Origin of the sequence: Microbacterium sp. AR7-10 (genome assembly GCF_001878835.1) — a bacterium.
Classification (GTDB): Bacteria; Actinomycetota; Actinomycetes; order Actinomycetales; family Microbacteriaceae; genus Microbacterium; species Microbacterium commune.
On sequence record NZ_MJIR01000106.1, the window covers coordinates 1 to 18406 of the forward strand.

The window sequence follows — 18406 nt, forward strand, 5'->3', positions numbered from 1 at the left end:
AAGATATATGATCCGGTCTCGTGGGTTAGGAGATGTGTATTTTTTTTTTAAGATGTGTATAAGAGACAGGAGGTTGTCCGGCCGGGTGCTGGTGGTAACGACGGCGCCGGGAGCGTCGAGGATGGCCGGGATGACGATGTGCAGGCCTTTGCCGGAGCGTGGCGGGCCGATGAGCAGGATCGAGTCTTCCACGCTCGCCCACACTTCCCGGCCCTTGGAGGTCCCGATCCGATAGCCGACATAGACCGTCGTGACGGTGATATGGCCCTCCGGTTCGCTGCCACACAAGACATTCGCGCTCAGGACCACCACATCGCCCGCGCTGACTGGTTTCTGCCCGAACTCACTGAACAGGATCGCCGAACCCGACCGGACAACGATCACCTTCACGCAGTCATAGGCCACCGGACCCACCGGGGAATGCACTGTCCTGGTTCGAGCAAGGATCGGAGAAAACCGGCGACGACTGGCACCCGCAGGGGGTGCGGCGTTGCTCTCGGCCGCGGGCGATCCCATCAGTCGTTTTCGCTATCAGCCCAGCCCACATCATTACGTGCCAAGGACGAGGTTCGCGCCCTCGTTAGCGACGACGCAGATCGGGCCATGATGGACGCGTTGCGTAAGGGCATCCGCAGTACACAACTCGTCTCCACGCCCGGCATCGGCTGATCAGCCTTCGGGAACCACGACGACCTTGCCGGCGGCGTGCCCGGTCTCCACGGCCGCGATCGCCTGACCTGCGTCATTGAGGTCGTACTGGGTGTCGGCATGGGGGTCGACCAGCCCGTACTGGATCACCTCGGTGATCTTCCCCATGGCCTCACTTGTACGTGCCAAGGCCCGGCCGCCCAGCTCGACTGCGACGTCCGGATCGGCCGCGGAGATAATCCGGACCGGATCGGCCACCAGGTCGGCGACGGCACGCAGGACGTCACCGCCGACGAGGTCGACGATCAGGTCGACTCCTTTAGGGGCGACTTCTCGCACGCGATCGGCCACGCCCGAACCGGATTCGATGAAGACGGCACCGGCAGATTCGACCAGTCCCCGCTTGGCTGCGCCGGCCACGCCGAGCACCGTGAACTCGTGTACTCGGCCGATCTGCGCGGCCGTCAGCCCCACCCCGCCGCCGGCGCCCAACAGGAGCAGGGTCTGGCCTGGTTCGAGTTCGATTTGGTGGGTGGCGTCATAGGCGGCGGCTGCCGCCACCGGAATGGTGGCGGCGTCGATGAAGGAGATCTCCTCGGGCTTGGCCACAGCGGTGGATGCACTCAAGAGCGTGTGCTCGGCCAGTCCGCCCTGCCCGGGCGCTACCAGGCCGAGCACCTCATCGCCCACGGCGAAGCCTTCAATCCCGTCGCCCACGGCGATGACCACGCCGGCGGCCTCACGGCCCATCGGCGCCGGCAACGACCACTTGCGTCCCAGTCGGCCCTCGCGCATCTTCCAGTCCGCTGGATTCACACCGGCGGCCCGGACCTCGATGGCCAGTTCCTCGTGTCCGGGCTCCGGAACAGGTCGGTCGATCAGCTGCTGGGTTTCGGGTCCGCCGTAGTCGGTAAAGACGTAGACCTTGGACATGAATGCGATCTCCTTCTGATCTGAGGCTGAGTGGTGGGTCTTGGTGCGTAGATAGCGTGACGATGAGCGTCAGTGCCGAGGGGGCTCGTCCTCACCGGCGGCTTCGGCGGCGTCGGCTTCCTCCCGGGTCGCGAAGGCGGCGCCGGCAGCATGCTCCGGAGGGCTGTAGATGGTGTAGAGCACCAACGGCTCGTCCCCAGTGTTGCGGAAGTTGTGCCGGGCTCCGGCCGGTACCGCGCACTGGTCACCGGCATCGATGGGATGGGTATGGCCGTTGAGATCGGCTTCGCCGGCTCCGGAGACAAACGTCAGGATCTGGTCGGTGTGCTCGTGCACCTCGTCACCAATCTGGCCGCCGGGCGGGATGGTCATCACCACGATCTGGGCGTGTTCACCGGTCCACAGCACCTTCCGGAAGTCGGGGTTGTCCCGGGCCACGTCAGCGATGGTGAAATGCTCGACGTTGTCTCCCAAGGTGAAGTTCTTTCCGTTCATGATTGCTCTCCTCCAGTTGCGTTTCTCGGTTTCGGTATTCGGGTGGTTGTTGTGAATTTGTCGGTGTGCCCCGCGTCGGAGATCGGTAGCGGTTCGTTGCCGCCCCCGCGGGTTCGATGTCAGGCGTTGACCTGTTGCGCCGCTGTTCCGCTGGTCCTCTCGCTCTTCGGCATCGCGGTGGAGCCCCGGGCGTTGCGCAGCAACCGCATCGCGTTGGCGATGACCACCAGTACGGAGGCTTCGTGAACGAGCATGCCGATCGACATGGTCACCCCGCCGGCGAAGACGCCGGCCAGCAGCAGCACCACGGTGATCAGGGCGATCGCGATGTTCTGCCGCATCACGGACACGGTTCGCTTCGCCAAGCCGATAGCTTCCGGCAGCTTCAGCAGGTTGTCGCCCATCAGGGCGATGTCCGCGGTCTCCACGGCCACAGCCGAGCCGGCCGCCCCCATCGCCACCCCGATGTTCGCGGTGGCCAGGGCCGGGGCGTCGTTGACGCCGTCGCCGACCATGGCGATGGTGTGGCCCTCTTGCTGCAGCTGCGCGACCACGTCCAGCTTGTCCTCGGGAAGCAGGGAGGCGTGGATCTCGTCGATCCCGGTGGCCTTCCCGATGGCCTCAGCCACCAGCCGGGTGTCACCGGTGAGCATGACCACCTTCTCCACGCCGGCCCGGTGCAAGCGGGCGACCATCTCGGGCGCATCCTGTCGAATCTGATCGGCCACGGCGACGACACCGATCACCTTGTCATCGACGGCCACGATCATCGGCGTCTTGCCCTCAGCGGCCAGCGATTCCGCGGCCTGGGCGGCACTGCCGTCATCGACAACGCCGTACTGGAGCAGCAGCGGCGGATTACCGATCAGCACCCGACGACCGTCGACGTCAGAGACGATGCCCTTGCCGGGGACCGGCGTGACACTGCCGGGGATGCCGTGCGGGCCCACTCCCTCGGCCTGGGCAGTGTCCAGGATGGGACGGGCCAGCGGGTGTTCGGAGCCGGCCTCCGCGGCCGCAGCCCAGCGCAGCACCTCGCTGCGCTCCAGTGTGGAATCCAGGACGACCACATCGGTCAGCTGAGGGCGTCCCTCGGTCAGGGTGCCGGTCTTGTCCACGGCGACCGCGGAGATCTTCGCCGAGGTCTCCAGGAATTCGCCGCCCTTGATCAGGATGCCGTTGCGGGCGGCGCGGCCGATACCGGCCACGATCGCGACCGGGATGGAGATCACCAGGGCGCCGGGGCAGCCGATGACCAGCAGGGTCAGAGCCAGCACCACGTCACCGGAGACCAGACCGGCCACCAGGGCCAGCACCATCACCGCAGGGGTGTACCAGCCGGAGAAGCGGTCGATGAACGCCTGGGTGCGGGCCTTGGCGTCCTGGGCCTCCTCCACCCGGTGAATGATCCGGGCCAGCGTGGTATCGGCACCGATGCCGGTGGCCAGCACCTGCAGGAACCCGCCGCGGGAGACGGTGCCGGCGAAGACCTGTCCGCCCTTGGATTTCTCCACCGGGATCGACTCGCCAGTGATCGAGGCTTCATCGATGGCGCCGGTACCCGAGACGACTTGACCGTCGACGGGCACCTTCGCCCCGTTCTTGACCAGCACGATCTCGCCCATCCTTACCTGCGCGGCAGGGACCTCCTGTTGCTGACCATCGCGCACGACGGTCGCGGAATCCGGGGCGACAGCGACCAGTTCGGCCAGTGCCGAACGCGTCTTGTTCAAGGTGGCAGCCTCCAGAGCGTGGCCGACGGCGAACAGGAACGTCACCGCCGCGGCCTCCCAGAAGTTGCCGATGATGACAGCGCCGATGGCCGCGACCGACACCAGCAGGTCGATGCCGATGACCTTGGCGATCAGCGCGCGGACCGCCTTGACCACGATCCCGTAGCCGGCGACGGCGGCCGCGGCGATCATGAACACATCCCCGAGGGTGAAGACCGCGCTGGCATGCGTGGCGTGGCTGCCGGCGTCCAGCCACCACTGCGGGCTGACGGTGAGGTTGGCGACACCCCCGCCGAGCCACTGGAGGGCGAACGAGATGATGATGAGCACGCCGGACACGACGGGAACGGACCAGTTCCCATAGACCCATTTCTGGAGCCTGTTCACTTTCGGGTACGACCTTTCTGCGCTTTGAGCCGGCGTACCGGCAGAATGAAGGGAGAATGTGAGCGGGCCCCGTGGGGCCCGCTGGCCCGCTGGCGTTAGAAGGCCGCGGGCGTGGCCTTGTAGCCGGCCTTCACGACGGCGGCGACAAGGTCATCCACCGAAACGCGCTCGGCGTCGTGGTCGATCTCTATGCGGGCAGAGGCAAAGTGGACCTTGACGTTCTCGACACCCTTGAGGCGGCCGACCTGCTTCTCGATCTTGGCCACGCAGGAGGGGCAGGAAAAACCTTCCGCGCGCAGGATGGTGTGGGTTGTGGTCGCGGTGGTCATTGTGGAATCCTTCCGTCGTGGTGTTTCTTACTGACACCTTCACCGTAAGTTCGCCGCGCCGCGAACTCCTTGACATAGATCAAGTTCGCGGGGCTCCTGCCAGAGCGCCGCCCGCCCGTCCGTTACGGTCGCATCGAGCCGACGTGGGATAGACTTACGCCATGCCCGAGGACGACTTGTGCGTCACCCGCGTCCCGATCTTCCAAGGTCTCACCCCTCAAGAGCAGTTGCGCGTCGCGGACTTCGCCCGCCCGGTACTCGCCAAAAAGGGGGAGATCGTCTATGCGCCCGGACAGCCGGTCTCGCGCCTGCTGGTGATGCACAGTGGACAACTCAAGGTCAGCCACACCGCCGCCAATGGCCAGGAACAGATCCTGCGAACAGTGACCGACGGCGATGTCGTGGGTGAACGTGCCTTCCTGACGGGCCACCGTCCGAACGATCTCGCCGTCGCGCTGGAAGAGAGCAGGATGTGCGTGTTCGACCATGCCGACCTTGCAGTTCTGCTGGGCGATTATCCGGACATCAGTCAGCGGATGCTGCGGACGCTCTCGGACCGGCTCTCTTCCGTCGAGCGACTGCTGGCCGCCATCACCTCCAGCGATGTCAATGCCCGTGTCGCGGCATACCTCCTGGACCTACCCGGCACCATCCGGGACGGAGCGGCCACGGTGAGACTGCCGATGGCGAAACAGGAAATTGCGGCGTACCTCGGCACGACGCCGGAAACCCTGAGTCGACGCTTTGCCGCGCTCTCTGCCTCCGGCCTCATCGAATTGCACGGGCGGCGAGACGTCACGATTTTCGATATCGATGCGCTTGAACACGTAGCCACACCTCGATAGCCCGGTGCCGCTGCGGTATGGCGGCCTCCTGGGCAGTATCCGTTGCAGCTCGAAACCACCTTGCCCTTCTTGGAGTGGCATCACCTGTGTGAGCTGCTCCCGTACGAGCTTCCCCCCGGGGCGGGCGCAACGCGCGGCGAAAGGGCCGAGCTAAAGGCCGATATCTTGGTTTTGCGGTGGCAATGCCACAACCAGGGGGTGGTCCCGGCCGGTGTTGCCGAGCTTGGCAGCACCGCCTGGTGAACCAAGTTCGTCGAAGAATTCAACATTGGCCTTGTAATACTCGGCCCATTGGTCCGGGACGTCGTCCTCGTAATAGATGGCCTCAACTGGGCAGACCGGCTCGCAAGCGCCACAATCGACACACTCGTCCGGATGAATGTACAGCGACCGCTCTCCTTCATAGATGCAGTCCACCGGGCATTCCTCGACGCAGGCCTTGTCCTTGACGTCCACACAGGGTTGGGCGATTACGTAGGTCATGGGTCACTCTCCACGGGTTTGCTGGAAGGACGCGCTATTCCGGCGATGCACGTCTGACCTCCGACAGCGGCGTCCGCCATATGTCAGGGTCGGCCACGGGAAAACGGCGACCGGTGATCAGGTCGGGTTGGATGCGGATGAACCGGTTCTTCTCGCCACCCTGCCACGGAAAGAGTGGAAGATCCACGGTGTCCATCAGGTCGTGAACCTGGCTGATCGCGCCGGCGCGGCCCTTCGCCACGACACTCCATGCTTTGGAGGTCGATGGGTCGTATCCGTCGACCTCCAGGGCAACCGGGGCGTCGGATAACGCGCCGAAGACTTTCGTGCCCTCCCGGGACCGGAAAACTAGAGTCCCATGATCCACCGCATAATTGAGCGGGAAAATATCGGGGTGGTCCTCCACCCATACGGCGAGCCGGCCGACGGTGGTCGTGCGCAGCAGCGCCCAGCACGCATTGATCGGGAGTTCCTCTACATCCTGATTCGAATCCATCACCGCACCGTCCTTCCCGAAATCTTGCGTCGAGCCTGCCGGGTGGTGACTTCCTCCACGAGCAGGCCCAATGCGCTACCGAGCATGAAAACATCCCGGGCGATGCCCATTCCCGCCGGCGTAGGACGGATTCCGTCCTCCCGCGTCATCCCCGGCGTCTTCAGATACACCCGCAGCAGGGCCCCCGAGAACCCGGCCAGCCCGGCCGCAGCCACCCACGTGGGCACCAGCGGTGCGAGCAAAGCCGAACCCAGGAGGATCTCGCCGCCGGATAGCAGCTTCCCGAAAAGCACCGGGTCGACTCTCTTGAGCACAGGAAACGCGTTCGCTGCCTGGTCCCGCAGACCGGTCGCGCCCTCCACATCCAGTGAGCGCTTCGTGAACCCGGTGTTGAGGATGAACAGCCCACAGGCAGCACGGGGAGGAATATGGTGCAGGGGCGCCGACATGAGATCCTCCCTCGTCGTGGTACGACTCCGATTTCGTTTATTCGACCCTACGTCGGGGCACCCGGGCGGATACATGATGTACATCATCCTCCGCGATGTGCGGCAGGTACGGGGTGCTGCGAAGGGTGTCACTGATGTGGCGCAGTCGGCCGGATGGCGGTGACCGGCGTCGCATCTGGGCTACTGGTGATCGCGGTGCGTGAGACCGGAGAGCACGTCGTGGTTGAGCTGGGAGATCATGTCGAGCGGGATTCCCGCCGGGCAGACCGCTGTGCATTCGCCGATCTGAGTGCAGCCGCCAAAGCCTTCCGCGTCATGCTGGGCGGTCATAGCCCCTGCGCGGGCGTCGCGTTCAGGCTGTCCTTGGGGAAGCGATCCGAGGTGCGTGATCTTGGCGCCGAGGAAGAGCGAGGCGGACCCGTTCGGGCACGCTGCCACGCAGGCACCGCAACTGATGCAGGCTGCCGCGTCGAAGGCACGATCGGCATCCCTTCTGGCGACCGGCGTGGCGTTGGCGTCAGGTGCTGAACCGGTGGGGGCGCTGATGTAGCCGCCTGCCTGGACGATCCGGTCCAGGGCGCTGCGGTCCACGATGAGGTCCCTGATCACGGGGAACGCGTCGGAGCGCCAGGGTTCAATATCGATCGTGTCCCCGGCGGCGAAGTGGCGCATATGCAGCTGGCAGGTGGCAGTGAGTGCCTCCGGTCCATGGGCGAGGCCGTTGATCATCAGACTGCACATGCCGCAGATCCCTTCTCGGCAGTCACTGTCGAAGGCCACGGGATCATCACCGCCGAGGGTGAGCTGCTCGTTGAGCACGTCGAGCATCTCCAGGAACGACATGTCCGGGGAAATATCCTCGACTCCGTAGGAAACCATCCGGCCCTTGTCGTCGGGGTTCTGTTGGCGCCAAATACGCAAGGTGATGTTCATTTATAGCTCCTTTGTTGCAACTCCACATACTCGAATCCGAGTTCCTCTTTGTGCAGGCACGGTGGAGTCCCGGCGCCGGTGAATTCCCAGGCGGCGACATACGTGTACTCGTCATCCTTGCGTTGGGCCTCGCCCTCCTCGGTTTGGCTTTCGGCACGGAAATGGGCACCGCAGGATTCGTCACGGTGCAGAGCATCGATGCACATCAGTTCGGCGAGTTCGAAGAAGTCGGCGACCCTGCCGGCGCGCTCCAGCGCCTGGTTCAGCTCTTCGCCGTGCCCGGTGACTTTTACGTCGTTCCAGAACTGTTCCCTGAGCCCGCGGATCAGCGTGATGGCATGTTCAAGGCCTTGCGCGTTGCGCTCCATCCCGCAGCATTCCCACAGAATGCTCCCCAGCTCCCGATGGAACGAATCGACAGAGCGCTGGCCGTTTGTCTCCAGCAACTTCTCCAGGCGCTCACGCACCGCTGTCGCAGCTGCGACCGCTTCCGGGTGCGAGGCGTCGGTGCCGGCGGGGAGCGGATATGCGGCGAGATAATCGTTGATGGTGTTGGGCAGGATGAAGTAGCCGTCGGCCAGGCCTTGCATCAGCGCGCTCGCGCCGAGCCGGTTGGCCCCGTGATCGGAGAAGTTTGCTTCTCCGATCACGAACAGCCCGGGTATCGAACTCTGCAGGTCGTAGTCGACCCAGAGGCCACCCATCGTGTAGTGGGTGGCCGGGTAGATGCGCATCGGCACCTGGTAGGGATCTTCAGCCGTGATCTTCTGGTACATGTCGAAGAGGTTGCCGTACTTGCTCTCAATCGCGGCCCGGCCCAAACGTTCGATCGCGTCGGCGAAGTCCAGATAGACCCCGAGCCCGGTCGGGCCCACCCCGTGCCCGGCGTCGCATTGGTTCTTGGCCGCCCGAGAGGCGACATCGCGGGGAACGAGATTGCCGAACGCCGGGTATTGACGCTCCAGAAAATAGTCGCGTTCGGTCTCGGGGATCTCCCGGGTGTCACGGTCATCGCCGGCCTCCACGGGCACCCAAATGCGCCCGTCGTTGCGCAAGGATTCGCTCATCAGGGTCAGCTTCGACTGATGGGCGCCACTGACGGGAATGCAGGTGGGATGGATTTGAGTGAAGCAGGGGTTTGCGAACAGTGCCCCCTTGCGGTGGGCGCGCCAGATGGCTGTGGCATTGCAGCCCATGGCATTGGTGGAGAGATAGTAGGCATTGCCGTAGCCGCCCGAGGCCAGCACGACCGCGTCGGCGAGGTGGGTTTCGATGTCGCCGGTGACCATATCCCGGATGACCACACCCCTGGCCCGGCCGTCGATGACGATCAGGTCGAGCATTTCGTGTCGGGTGTGGACTTCCACGGTGCCGGCCTGGACCTGGCGTTCGAGCGCCTGGTACGCCCCGAGCAGCAATTGCTGGCCGGTTTGGCCGCGCGCGTAGAACGTCCTGGAGACCTGCACGCCGCCGAAGGAACGGGTGTCCAGGAGGCCACCGTATTCCCGGGCGAACGGTACCCCTTGGGCGACGGCCTGGTCGATAATCGACCCGCTGACCTGGGCCAGGCGGTAGACGTTGGACTCCCGGGAGCGGTAGTCCCCGCCCTTGACGGTGTCGTAGAAGAGACGTCGGATGCTGTCGCCGTCGTTTCGGTAGTCCTTCGCGGCATTGATCCCGCCCTGCGCGGCGATGCTGTGCGCCCGCCGGGGGCTGTCCTGGTAGCAGAAGCTCTTGACGTGGTAGCCGGCTTCCCCGAGGGTCGCTGCCGCGGAACCGCCGGCCAGGCCCGTGCCGATGACGATGACGGAGAGCTTCCTGCGATTGGCCGGGTTGACGAGCTTGGCCTCGAAGCGTCGCTTATCCCACCGGTCCTCGATCGGTCCACTCGGGGCCTTGGCATCGGCCAGAGGTGTGCCGAGGGTGTAAAGCGCGTCCATTAGCGAACCCATCCCATCTGAATCCAAAGCGGTGGGATCAGGAACCCTCCGATGATCACTGCCATCACGACGTAGGCCAGCTGGTTGAGCCGGCGCCTGCGCAGGATGCTTGTGTTGGCGCCCAGGGACGCGAATGCGCTCCATACCCCGTGGCGCAGGTGGAATCCCAACGCCACGAGGGCGATGACGTAGGAGAGCGTGACCCACCAGATGGAGAAGCCGTTGGTCATGCGTTCGTAGGGGCTCCCGGATGCTCCGCCTGGTGCAATGCTGTTCGCCGTCATGTGCAGCAGGTGGTAGATGGTGAAGAGCAGGATCACGATTCCGCCCCAGCGCATGGTGAAGGATGCGTAGCTGCGTTGCACACCGCGCCGGTTCCGGGTGGTCTGGTAACGCCAACCACCTTTGCCGCCTGTTGCCGACCGGGCCCGGTGCCAAAGCACAAATGCCGCGTAAATATGTGCGGCGACGCTGACGAGCAGAACGACCCGTACGATCCACAGTGCGCCGCTGTGCGGCAGCAGGGGGTATCCAATCGTGCGCAAGTAAGACGAGTACCCGTCGAAGGCTTCTTGCCCGGAGAAGATCTTCAGATTGCCGTACATGTGGGCGATCAGAAAGAGCACCATGATGAGGCCTCCAACAGCCATCATGGCGTGTAGCATCACCGAGGAGTCGAGTGTCATCCTCCGGCGGACCGGGGTTTTAGCGGTCATCTACCTCACCTTGGGGTCGTGGTGTTTGCCGACGGGGACCGACATCAGGTTTCCAGCAGGTGGCGGAGGACGTAGGGAAGGATTCCCCCGTGAAGGAAGTAGGCCTCCTCTGCGGGCGTATCAATCCGCAGCGTTGCGGTGACCTCCCTCGAATTGCCTTCGGCCTCAATACGCACGGTGACTTCCTTCGGGAGGCGGTCCCGGCCCTCCAGCCCGGTGATCGAGTAGACCTCTTCGCCGGTCAGGCCGAGCGAGTCGGCCGTGTCGCCTGCGGGGAACTGCAGGGGCAGCACGCCCATGCCGATGAGGTTCGACCGGTGGATTCGTTCAAACGATGATGCGAGGACGGCCTTGACACCAAGCAGCGACGTGCCTTTAGCGGCCCAATCGCGGGAGGAACCGGAGCCGTAGTCGGTACCGGCGATGATGATCAGCGGCACGCCGTCGGCAGAGTAGGAGGTTGCGGCGTCGAAAATGCTCTGCTGTTCGCCGTCGGGCCAGTGCCGGGTGAAACCTCCTTCAACTCCAGGTACGAGCTGGTTGCGCAGCCTCACGTTGGCGAAGGTGCCACGGATCATCACGTGGTGGTTGCCGCGGCGGGAACCGTAGGAGTTGAAGTTGGCCGGTTCCACATCCTGCTCGATGAGATATTGGCCGGCCGGGGAGTCCTGCCTGATGGCTCCCGCCGGGGAGATGTGGTCGGTGGTCACCGAATCCCCGAGCAAGGCGAGGACTCTGGCCCCCGTGATATCGCGGACCGGTGCCGGCTCAGCGGCCATTCCGTCAAAGTACGGTGGGCGCTGTACGTACGTTGACGTGTCGTCCCAGGAGAACCTGTCTCCTTCGGGAATATGCATGCCGCGCCAGTTGTGGTCGCCGGCATAGACGTTCGAATAGCCCTCGGTGAACATCTTCGCCTCAAGGTTCTCGTCCACGATTGCCTTGATTTCGGATGTCGTCGGCCAGATGTCGCGCAAGTAGACTGGGCCGCCGTCGGAATCCTGCCCGAGGGGGTCTTTGAGCAGGTCTGCGTGCATTGTTCCGGCAAGGGCGTAGGCGATCACCAGGGGTGGGGAGGCGAGGAAGTTCATCTTCACCTCGGAGTGGATGCGTCCCTCGAAGTTCCGGTTCCCGGACAATACGGAGGCCACTGTCAGGTCGTGATCGCCGACGGCAGCACTCACCTCCGGGATCAGAGGTCCGGAGTTGCCGATGCAGGTGGTGCAGCCGTAGCCCACCAGATCGAAGCCGAGCTTCTCCAAGTAGGGGGTGAGCCCGGATCGGTTGTAGTAGTCGGTTACGACCCGCGAGCCCGGGGCGAGGGTGGTCTTCACCCATGGTTTGCTGCGCAGTCCGCGTTCTACTGCATTCTTCGCGAGCAGCGCGGCTCCGATCATGACCGATGGGTTGGAGGTATTGGTGCAGGAGGTGATGGCTGCGATGACCACATCGCCATGGTCGATGCTTGATGTGTTCCCGTCGAGAACGACGTCGGCCGGGTCGGAGGGCCACTCGAAGGTCGTGCCGTCGTCCTCATACCGGTGGGGCGGTTCATCGCGGGGAATCCGTCGACTGATGGCAATCGGGTCGCTGGCCGGGAAGGAATCGGCGGACGCGTCATCGAGGCCGCCCTGGATGGCGTCCTCGTGGGATTCTCCGGCTAGCAGGCCGCGGATGGCCCGTTGGGCGAGGGCCAGCGGAATGCGGTCCTGGGGGCGCTTCGGTCCGGCGATCGAGGGCATCACGGTGCTCAGATCGAGTTCGAGGATCTGGCTGTAGTCCGGCACGTGGTCCGGATCGTGCCATAGCCCCTGCTCCCTGGCGTACGCCCCCACGAGCCTCAGCTGGTGTTCGTCCCGGCCGGTCAGGCGCAGGTAGCTCAGCGTTTCGTCATCGATGGGGAAGATGGAACCGGTGGAACCGTATTCGGGGCTCATGTTGCCCAAGGTCGCTCGTGTGGCGAGCGGGACATTGGCGACGCCCGGTCCGAAGAAGTCGACAAATTTGCCCACCACCCTGACGCGGCGCAGCAGTTCCGCGACGGTGAGCACCAGGTCGGTGGCCGTTGTTCCTTCCGGCAGCTCACCGGTGAGCTTGAGGCCGACCACTTGGGGGATCAACATGCTCATCGGCTGGCCGAGCATGGCCGCTTCGGCCTCGATGCCACCGACACCCCAGCCGAGGACCCCGAGGCCGTTGACCATTGGAGTGTGTGAGTCAGTGCCGACCAGAGTATCCGGATAGGCCTGAGGCCCGTCCGGTCCTTCGCGTGTGAAGACGACGCGGGAAAGGTATTCGAGGTTCACCTGATGGCAGATGCCTGTGTCCGGCGGCACCACCAGGAAGTCGTTGAAGGACTGTTGAGCCCAGCGCAGGAGTTGGTAACGTTCCTGGTTGCGTTCGAATTCTAGCTGGGCATTGATCCCGAAGGCGTCGGGGCGGGCAAAGACGTCGGCGATGACGGAATGGTCGATGACCAGTTCGGCGGGGATCAGAGGGTTGATTTTCCTTGGGTCGCCGCCGAGTTCGGTCATGGCATCGCGCATGGCTACCAGGTCGACAACACAGGGCACTCCGGTGAAGTCCTGCATCAGCACGCGGGCGGGTGTGTACTGGATTTCCGCATTGACCTCGGCCTGCGGGTCCCAGTCGCCGAGCGCAGTGATCTGCTCGGCGGTGATGAGTCGGCCGTCTTCGTTGCGCAGCAGGTTCTCCAACAGCACTTTGAGGCTGTAGGGGAGCCGGTCGGAACCCTTGATGCGGTCGATCCGGTATATCTCGTAGGTCTGATCGTCCACGCTGAGTTGAGTGCGCGCATTGAAGCTGTTCGAGGTCATGGATTTTCCCCCTCCTGGAAGCAGAGTTGTTCAGATGGATTGGCGGTACCCGAAGAACTCGTGGTCGTTGTTGTAGCCGCCCTCGCCACCGCCGAAGTCTTTGAAGTCTTCGACGAACTCGATTCCTTTGATCCATTTGACGAGTTTGAAGCCGAGCTGGATTTCGTTGCGCAGCCGCAGCGGGGCGCCGTGGCCGTAGGGCAGTGCGTCGCCGTTCATGTCGTAGGCCAGCATTGTGAGGTGGTAGCTCATCTGTTCAATGGGCTGGGCGTCGTAGTAGATTCCACCGTCGGGTCCTTCGGCGAAGGAGTAGAAGATGACCCACTTCGCCTCAGGTTTGGGTTTGACGAGATCGACGATGGTCTGCATGGAGACGCCGCCCCATTTGGCGATGCCGGACCAGCCCTGGATGCAGAAATGTTGGGTGATCTGCTCGTGGTAGGGCAGGTCCCGCAGTTGCTTGAGGTCCAGTTCCATGGGCTTCTCGACCAGGCCGGAGACCTGTAGACGGTAGTCGGCGAAGTTGTTTTCGTAGAGGTCCTTGTATTCAGGCGTCTCGGGGTACTTGCCGTTGTGCCACATGTACGGGGAGATGTCTTTTTCCGTGTACTGTCCTGGTTTGGAATCCAGATGTTCGAACAGTCGCTGGACGGGGCCGATGAGGGCGTAGCCGATGCGCTGCACGGCGCGCGGGTGGCGGTAGGTGAATGGGGTGACGGCAACCCACAGGAGGATCATCATGACCAGGGAGATGGCGAAGATCCAGAACCCGTTCCAGCTGTCGGCATCGTTGGTGTTCGTGTACATCATGTTGAAGTTGTGCAGCGCATCGGTTGCCACGACGAGGGTCACGTGCATCACGATGAACAGCAGGAACCAGACCAGCACGAGAAAATGCAATGATCGCGCGAGCTGAATGCTGAAGATGCTGCTGATCCACTTGAACTTGGTGGATAGGGCAGGCGACATGCCCAGACCGGTGATGAAAGCTAGCGGGGCTGCGATGAAGACAGTGATGAAGTAGGCCAGGACCTGCAGGCTGTTGTAGGCGACCCATGAGTTGTCAGTCGGCCAATCCAGGGAGAGATACTGGATCATTACCGAGACCGCGTTGGGAAAGACCTCCCAACTGGTGGGTATGAGCCGCAGCCAGTGGCCGGTGGCGAAGACCAGGATATAGAAGACTATTCCGTTGAGCAGCCAGAGCGTGTTGATCCCCAGGTGCCACCATCTGGCCAAGCCTATTGAATGACGTCGGCCGGGCAGACCGATGCTGTCGGGCAACGTGATTGAATCCTGTTTGGCTGTCCACAGCGGATCGGCCGGCACCGGCTTCTGCACCCGGAACCAGTCCTTGCCCGGGGTGGAATGGCGGGTCCAGTAGAACCGGGGGTGGTCGGCAATGATCGTGAGGCCGGAGCGGATGATCGGAATCATCAGCAGCATGTTGAAGAAGTGTTGCCAGCCCACCCAGGCCGGGAAGCCAGCGTTCTCCTCCGCGCCCTGTGGGACAACGGTGCCCGGGTACGCCTCCATGAACTGTGCCACCGCGGGGACGTCACGCAGGCCCTTCGCCACCGCGATGGACACGATGAGCAACACGAAGCCGATCGGCAACAGCCAGAGGAGGTTGAACCATTTACTGCGGCCGATCCGTATTCGCGGTGCCACCCCATACTGTGCCGGTACGGAACCTGCCCAGGAACCGTCAACCGCATCGTATTTCCGCTGGTCCAACTCATGCCGGAAACCGGCCAACGCCTTCGGGGTGATGTTGGATGCGGCCGGCGCGGGCAGCTCATCAGGGGTAGGCCTGCCACCGTTTGCCATACTGCTGCTCCTTCTGTATTGTTCCAGCTCCTATAGGTTTCATTCAGACCAGGGACGAGTCGGCGAATTGTCTCGAAGTATCAGCTTTCGGCCGAAGAAGCCGGATTGCGCCAGTAATCGTTGGCGGCAGCCACGGTGGCGAACTCGATGGCCACAACGTGTGTCGCCATCGTCAGCGAATCGGCGTTCGTGGCGTAGCCCGGCCGGAGCGTCTGACGGGTATCGGCATCGGTTTGAATCGCGGCAACAGTCTTGCGGGCTAGTATGATAGCCAGTTCCCGACCCTGCTCCGGCGTGTCCGTTATTAGGGTGTTGTCCGGTACAAGTGCCATCGTGACCTCCGCAAAGTCGGTGTTCCAGTGTGCAGCCGCGCCCTCGCAGGTGGTGGGCGCGGCCGATCCTAATTTACGGGGGGTTGGCGTCGTGGTACATGATCGAGATCATGTACAGGTGGTTCCGCGTGGACGACCATGGACGCGATGGACGGGACGTCGTCGGCCGTGGCTTGTACCGGAGGCAAGCTCTGTTCAATCTGCTACGGTGCGTGTTTCATTGAGACGGTCCTGCATGGCATTGCTCTATCTCCGCTCGAAGGCGCACTGCCGTGACGTTCGCTCATTGACGAGTCCGCACAATGAAGCGCCTGGTCTTTGAAGCCTGGAGGGCAATCAGATGAAGAAGTTCTCTTTGATCGCACTTGGACGCCGCCACCTCGATACTGCCCGACGGGCGACGAGTGGAAGAAGCGCCAATACCGTTTTTGGTGGACACGAACATGTGCTTCGTCAAACAGTAATTGCACTCACCGGGGAGCAGGAACTCAGCGAACACCTGAATCCGGGCGAGGCGACCATCTTCGTCCTGCACGGAAGGATTCGCCTCTCTACGCAAGACGACCGGTGGGAGGCGCGGGTCGGAGATCTCCTCGTCGTACCACAGGGACTCTATTCGGTGCAAGCAATAGAGAATTCCGCAATCCTGCTTACCGTAGCGAAGACGGACAGGCAGTATCAGATTCCGGAACAGGACGTCTCTGCGGCGGAACCTCAGGCACAGGCGGAGAGCCAGCCCGTCGCAGTGCAGGAACAACAAAATGGGGTACCGGTCCTTTCGGACTAAACCCAGGAGTTGCTTCACGCCCGGTCATCAGGCCAGCATGGACTATTCTGCAGCTTCGGCTGCCAGTCGGGTCCGGTCGAGGACGACTGTCCAACGCCGGCCCGTATCCACGATGCCATCGTCCCGGAGCCGACTCATAACTCGACTGACTGTTTCCGAGGTCAGTCCCGTCAACGCGGCTAAATCGACCCGGGTCAGGGGGAGTTCCAGGGCAAATGCTCCGTCCTGCGCGACACCAAGCTTGTCGACTAATGCCAGCAGGGCGGCGGCTACGCGTTGCTTGGCGTTATCGGCGGACAACCGGCGGATGGCCTGTTGCGCTTGCTCGAAACGGTGTAGAACTTCATCCAAGACGGTCAGAGCCAGACGCGGGTACCGTCCCATGACGTCGTTGAAGACATCGCTCGATATCTCCAGTACACACGATACTGTCATGGCTTCCGCGGTGTCCGGGTAGGTGGACTCGCCCAAAATCCCTAGTGTTCCGAAACCTTCGCCCGGCCCCAGAATATTCGTGACAACATCCTGGCCGTGCACGGAGGGCCGGAGTAGTTTCACCGTGCCGGACGCCACTACAAACAGACTGTTGGCCATATCGCCGGCCCGGTGGACCATTTCCCCGGCGCGGTAGCCACGAGAGCGCACGAGCGGCTCAAGATCCCGGATGTCCGCACAGGTGAGTTCCGAAAACAACGGCATACGGTTCAATACTTCAAGACGTACCGAAGACGAGCAGGTATGCGGAGCGGCAGAACGCTCAGTTAGAGGAAGCCGACGCCTCTCTCTACTCATCATATTCTTCCCCCAGTTAGCTGCGTCCGTTGAAAACGCGGTTTCGTCCCTTCACCTGGCGCTCACTTCCTGGCGGGTGCTGCAGGGTAGCGGCCCGGTGGGTTAGGGGCCGCGTCCTGCGCGGTCGAAGTGGGCCAACTGGCAAGCGCTCCGATGAAGCCGGCGGGGGCGAACACGCCGAGCATGGAGACAGGCTGGCTGGTTTCGTTGGAAACGCTGACCCGCTCGCCCTGATCGAGCAGGACGACGACGCCCGGAGCCACCTTCTCCTCGTGCCCACCGCTGCGGATCAGCAGTTCGCCGGTGAACGGAACGACCAAGGCGGTGGACTCCCCGTGCGCATGCTCGGGCATGTTGCCGCCGACCGGGATCGTCACATACGCGGCCGCCAACTGTCCGCCGGCGCTCTGCTCGTCGGCGAGCACTTCGGCGCGCGGCCCGTTCGGGAAGGGCGCCTGATGGGCCGGTCCGCTACCGGTTGGGAGGACGCGCATCGTCGCTCCTTTCGTTCAATCGTGGGGTGGGAAGGGCGAGTCGAGCGGGACCGGGAACTCGTCTCCCAGGACCTGGTCCATCACGTCAACGCATGGCTGGGCGATGACGTAGGGCATCGGTTCTCCTCCCGCTAAGCGCCGTCTACATCGAGTTTAGAGGATAACCATCCTGTTTACTAGGGGGTCGGTACGTCGGCGACGCACAGTTCGGGCTCGACGAACGGGCGCAGACCGGCATGCTCGGCGCCGGGTACCCCAAGCCGGTCCAACGAGCCACGCAACAGACCAAGATGCGCCCTGCACACGATCTGGGGGTAGGCCCGGGCAAGATCGCGGAACGGGCAGGCGTCTAACTCCAGATGCCGTTCGGCGGTGTCGTCGACGACGCGGGGCGCGAAGCCGATCCGCTCGAATAGGTCGCTGATCCGGCGGGTTCCCTCCTCCCAGGACAACGCATCCTCGACTGGTATCTCCATCTGTGCCCAATGCCGACCGGCGCGTTCTGCTAATTGCGGGCCAGCGCCGGGGTCGGTGGCCAGCACCTCGGTGAGAGCGACCGCTAACTGCCGGTACGCCTCGCGCGGCTCGGCGGAGGCGGTCACTGTGTAGAGCTGACGTGGCCGGCCTGGTTTGCCCGCTCTTCCCGCTGTCCGCCGGATCAGCCCGGCCTGCTGGAGCACGTCGAGGTGGAACCGTGCCGTCGTCACGTGCAGCCCGACGGCCCCATGGATGTCACTGCGCTCGCCGCGGCCGTCGGGCTGCACGTGACGCCGGCACGGTTCCACCTCGTCGTGCTCCAGCAGGCCGGGCCTGTCTCTTATACACATCTGACGCTGCCGACGTATCTTAGGGTTTAGCTCTCTGTTTTGTCTGATTGTCTATAATATAAAAAGACCTCCAGTCTTACGTTGATTAGTAGATGCTTCACTCTTATTACTGGAGCTTTT

Annotated in this window: 19 protein-coding genes; 2 read left to right on the plus strand and 17 right to left on the minus strand. The window is 63.3% G+C overall.

Annotation, left to right across the window (positions count from 1 at the left end; genetic code table 11):
- From BFN01_RS15960 to BFN01_RS14065, 5 genes are all read right to left on the minus strand, one after another.
- Positions 1-390: type IV secretory system conjugative DNA transfer family protein (locus tag BFN01_RS15960; protein ID WP_256221171.1), on the minus strand; the 390-nt coding region annotated here is incomplete at its 3' end.
- A gap of 279 nt (positions 391-669) precedes the next feature.
- Positions 670-1581, minus strand: a complete 912-nt coding sequence (locus BFN01_RS14050) for an NADP-dependent oxidoreductase (RefSeq protein WP_071644953.1) — start codon at positions 1579-1581, stop codon at positions 670-672.
- Between the two features lie 69 nt (positions 1582-1650).
- On the minus strand, positions 1651-2076 hold the full coding sequence (locus BFN01_RS14055) for a cupin domain-containing protein (protein ID WP_071644954.1): 426 nt from the start codon (positions 2074-2076) through the stop codon (positions 1651-1653).
- A gap of 119 nt (positions 2077-2195) precedes the next feature.
- On the minus strand, positions 2196-4196 hold the full coding sequence (locus tag BFN01_RS14060; RefSeq protein WP_071644955.1) for a cation-translocating P-type ATPase: 2001 nt from the start codon (positions 4194-4196) through the stop codon (positions 2196-2198).
- A 95-nt stretch (positions 4197-4291) separates the two neighbouring features.
- Positions 4292-4525: a heavy-metal-associated domain-containing protein gene (locus tag BFN01_RS14065; protein WP_071644956.1), complete on the minus strand. Its 234-nt coding sequence runs from the start codon at positions 4523-4525 to the stop codon at positions 4292-4294.
- A 161-nt stretch (positions 4526-4686) separates the two neighbouring features.
- Here BFN01_RS14065 and BFN01_RS14070 point away from each other — a divergent pair, with 161 nt between their 5' ends.
- Entirely contained in the window at positions 4687-5370 is a 684-nt protein-coding gene (locus BFN01_RS14070; protein WP_071644957.1) for a Crp/Fnr family transcriptional regulator, read from the plus strand.
- A gap of 150 nt (positions 5371-5520) precedes the next feature.
- On the opposite strand, the gene fdxA is transcribed toward BFN01_RS14070, so the two are convergent.
- The 9 genes from fdxA to BFN01_RS14115 all read right to left on the minus strand — a co-directional run bounded on the left by fdxA (position 5521) and on the right by BFN01_RS14115 (position 15386).
- Positions 5521-5853 (minus strand): ferredoxin, encoded by a 333-nt coding sequence (gene fdxA / locus BFN01_RS14075; RefSeq protein ID WP_071644958.1) that lies wholly within the window; start codon positions 5851-5853, stop codon positions 5521-5523.
- A gap of 34 nt (positions 5854-5887) precedes the next feature.
- Positions 5888-6349 (minus strand): pyridoxamine 5'-phosphate oxidase family protein, encoded by a 462-nt coding sequence (locus BFN01_RS14080; RefSeq protein WP_071644959.1) that lies wholly within the window; start codon positions 6347-6349, stop codon positions 5888-5890.
- Complete coding sequence (locus BFN01_RS14085; protein WP_071644960.1) at positions 6349-6798, minus strand: hypothetical protein; 450 nt, start codon at positions 6796-6798, stop codon at positions 6349-6351. Before BFN01_RS14085 ends, BFN01_RS14080 begins: the two co-directional genes overlap by 1 nt.
- Positions 6799-6978: 180 nt before the next feature.
- A complete protein-coding gene (locus BFN01_RS14090; RefSeq protein WP_071644961.1) occupies positions 6979-7731 on the minus strand; it encodes a succinate dehydrogenase/fumarate reductase iron-sulfur subunit in 753 nt (250 codons plus the stop codon).
- Entirely contained in the window at positions 7728-9671 is a 1944-nt protein-coding gene (locus BFN01_RS14095) for a fumarate reductase/succinate dehydrogenase flavoprotein subunit (RefSeq protein WP_071644962.1), read from the minus strand. The genes BFN01_RS14090 and BFN01_RS14095 overlap by 4 nt, the downstream gene beginning before the upstream one ends.
- Positions 9671-10387: a succinate dehydrogenase cytochrome b subunit gene (locus BFN01_RS14100; protein ID WP_071644963.1), complete on the minus strand. Its 717-nt coding sequence runs from the start codon at positions 10385-10387 to the stop codon at positions 9671-9673. Before BFN01_RS14100 ends, BFN01_RS14095 begins: the two co-directional genes overlap by 1 nt.
- A gap of 44 nt (positions 10388-10431) precedes the next feature.
- Entirely contained in the window at positions 10432-13224 is a 2793-nt protein-coding gene (locus BFN01_RS14105; protein ID WP_071644964.1) for an aconitate hydratase, read from the minus strand.
- 30 nt (positions 13225-13254) lie between these two features.
- Complete coding sequence (locus BFN01_RS14110; protein ID WP_083428835.1) at positions 13255-15054, minus strand: molybdopterin-dependent oxidoreductase; 1800 nt, start codon at positions 15052-15054, stop codon at positions 13255-13257.
- Positions 15055-15134: 80 nt separating this feature from the next.
- Positions 15135-15386 carry a hexameric tyrosine-coordinated heme protein gene (locus tag BFN01_RS14115; protein WP_071644965.1) on the minus strand — a complete coding sequence of 84 codons (252 nt, stop codon included), beginning with the start codon at positions 15384-15386 and terminating at the stop codon, positions 15135-15137.
- A gap of 340 nt (positions 15387-15726) precedes the next feature.
- Here BFN01_RS14115 and BFN01_RS15025 point away from each other — a divergent pair, with 340 nt between their 5' ends.
- On the plus strand, positions 15727-16173 hold the full coding sequence (locus BFN01_RS15025; protein WP_366233228.1) for a cupin domain-containing protein: 447 nt from the start codon (positions 15727-15729) through the stop codon (positions 16171-16173).
- Positions 16174-16215: 42 nt separating this feature from the next.
- Here BFN01_RS15025 and BFN01_RS14125 read toward each other — a convergent pair whose 3' ends face one another.
- From BFN01_RS14125 to BFN01_RS14135, 3 genes are all read right to left on the minus strand, one after another.
- Entirely contained in the window at positions 16216-16866 is a 651-nt protein-coding gene (locus BFN01_RS14125; protein WP_218161827.1) for a Crp/Fnr family transcriptional regulator, read from the minus strand.
- Between the two features lie 161 nt (positions 16867-17027).
- Entirely contained in the window at positions 17028-17459 is a 432-nt protein-coding gene (locus BFN01_RS14130; protein ID WP_071644967.1) for a cupin domain-containing protein, read from the minus strand.
- Positions 17460-17635: 176 nt separating this feature from the next.
- A complete protein-coding gene (locus BFN01_RS14135; RefSeq protein WP_083428836.1) occupies positions 17636-18286 on the minus strand; it encodes a metalloregulator ArsR/SmtB family transcription factor in 651 nt (216 codons plus the stop codon).
- Positions 18287-18406 lie beyond the last annotated feature (120 nt).

Coding starts and splice junctions, on each gene's coding strand:
- BFN01_RS14050 (WP_071644953.1), bottom strand. CDS start 1,581: ATGTCCAAGGTCTACGTCTTTACCGACTACGGCGGACCCGAAACCCAG.
- BFN01_RS14055 (WP_071644954.1), bottom strand. CDS start 2,076: ATGAACGGAAAGAACTTCACCTTGGGAGACAACGTCGAGCATTTCACC.
- BFN01_RS14065 (WP_071644956.1), bottom strand. CDS start 4,525: ATGACCACCGCGACCACAACCCACACCATCCTGCGCGCGGAAGGTTTT.
- BFN01_RS14070 (WP_071644957.1), top strand. CDS start 4,687: ATGCCCGAGGACGACTTGTGCGTCACCCGCGTCCCGATCTTCCAAGGT.
- fdxA (WP_071644958.1), bottom strand. CDS start 5,853: ATGACCTACGTAATCGCCCAACCCTGTGTGGACGTCAAGGACAAGGCC.
- BFN01_RS14080 (WP_071644959.1), bottom strand. CDS start 6,349: ATGGATTCGAATCAGGATGTAGAGGAACTCCCGATCAATGCGTGCTGG.
- BFN01_RS14085 (WP_071644960.1), bottom strand. CDS start 6,798: ATGTCGGCGCCCCTGCACCATATTCCTCCCCGTGCTGCCTGTGGGCTG.
- BFN01_RS14090 (WP_071644961.1), bottom strand. CDS start 7,731: ATGAACATCACCTTGCGTATTTGGCGCCAACAGAACCCCGACGACAAG.
- BFN01_RS14095 (WP_071644962.1), bottom strand. CDS start 9,671: ATGGACGCGCTTTACACCCTCGGCACACCTCTGGCCGATGCCAAGGCC.
- BFN01_RS14100 (WP_071644963.1), bottom strand. CDS start 10,387: ATGACCGCTAAAACCCCGGTCCGCCGGAGGATGACACTCGACTCCTCG.
- BFN01_RS14105 (WP_071644964.1), bottom strand. CDS start 13,224: ATGACCTCGAACAGCTTCAATGCGCGCACTCAACTCAGCGTGGACGAT.
- BFN01_RS14110 (WP_083428835.1), bottom strand. CDS start 15,054: ATGGCAAACGGTGGCAGGCCTACCCCTGATGAGCTGCCCGCGCCGGCC.
- BFN01_RS14115 (WP_071644965.1), bottom strand. CDS start 15,386: ATGGCACTTGTACCGGACAACACCCTAATAACGGACACGCCGGAGCAG.
- BFN01_RS15025 (WP_366233228.1), top strand. CDS start 15,727: ATGAAGAAGTTCTCTTTGATCGCACTTGGACGCCGCCACCTCGATACT.
- BFN01_RS14130 (WP_071644967.1), bottom strand. CDS start 17,459: ATGCGCGTCCTCCCAACCGGTAGCGGACCGGCCCATCAGGCGCCCTTC.
- BFN01_RS14135 (WP_083428836.1), bottom strand. CDS start 18,286: ATGTGTATAAGAGACAGGCCCGGCCTGCTGGAGCACGACGAGGTGGAA.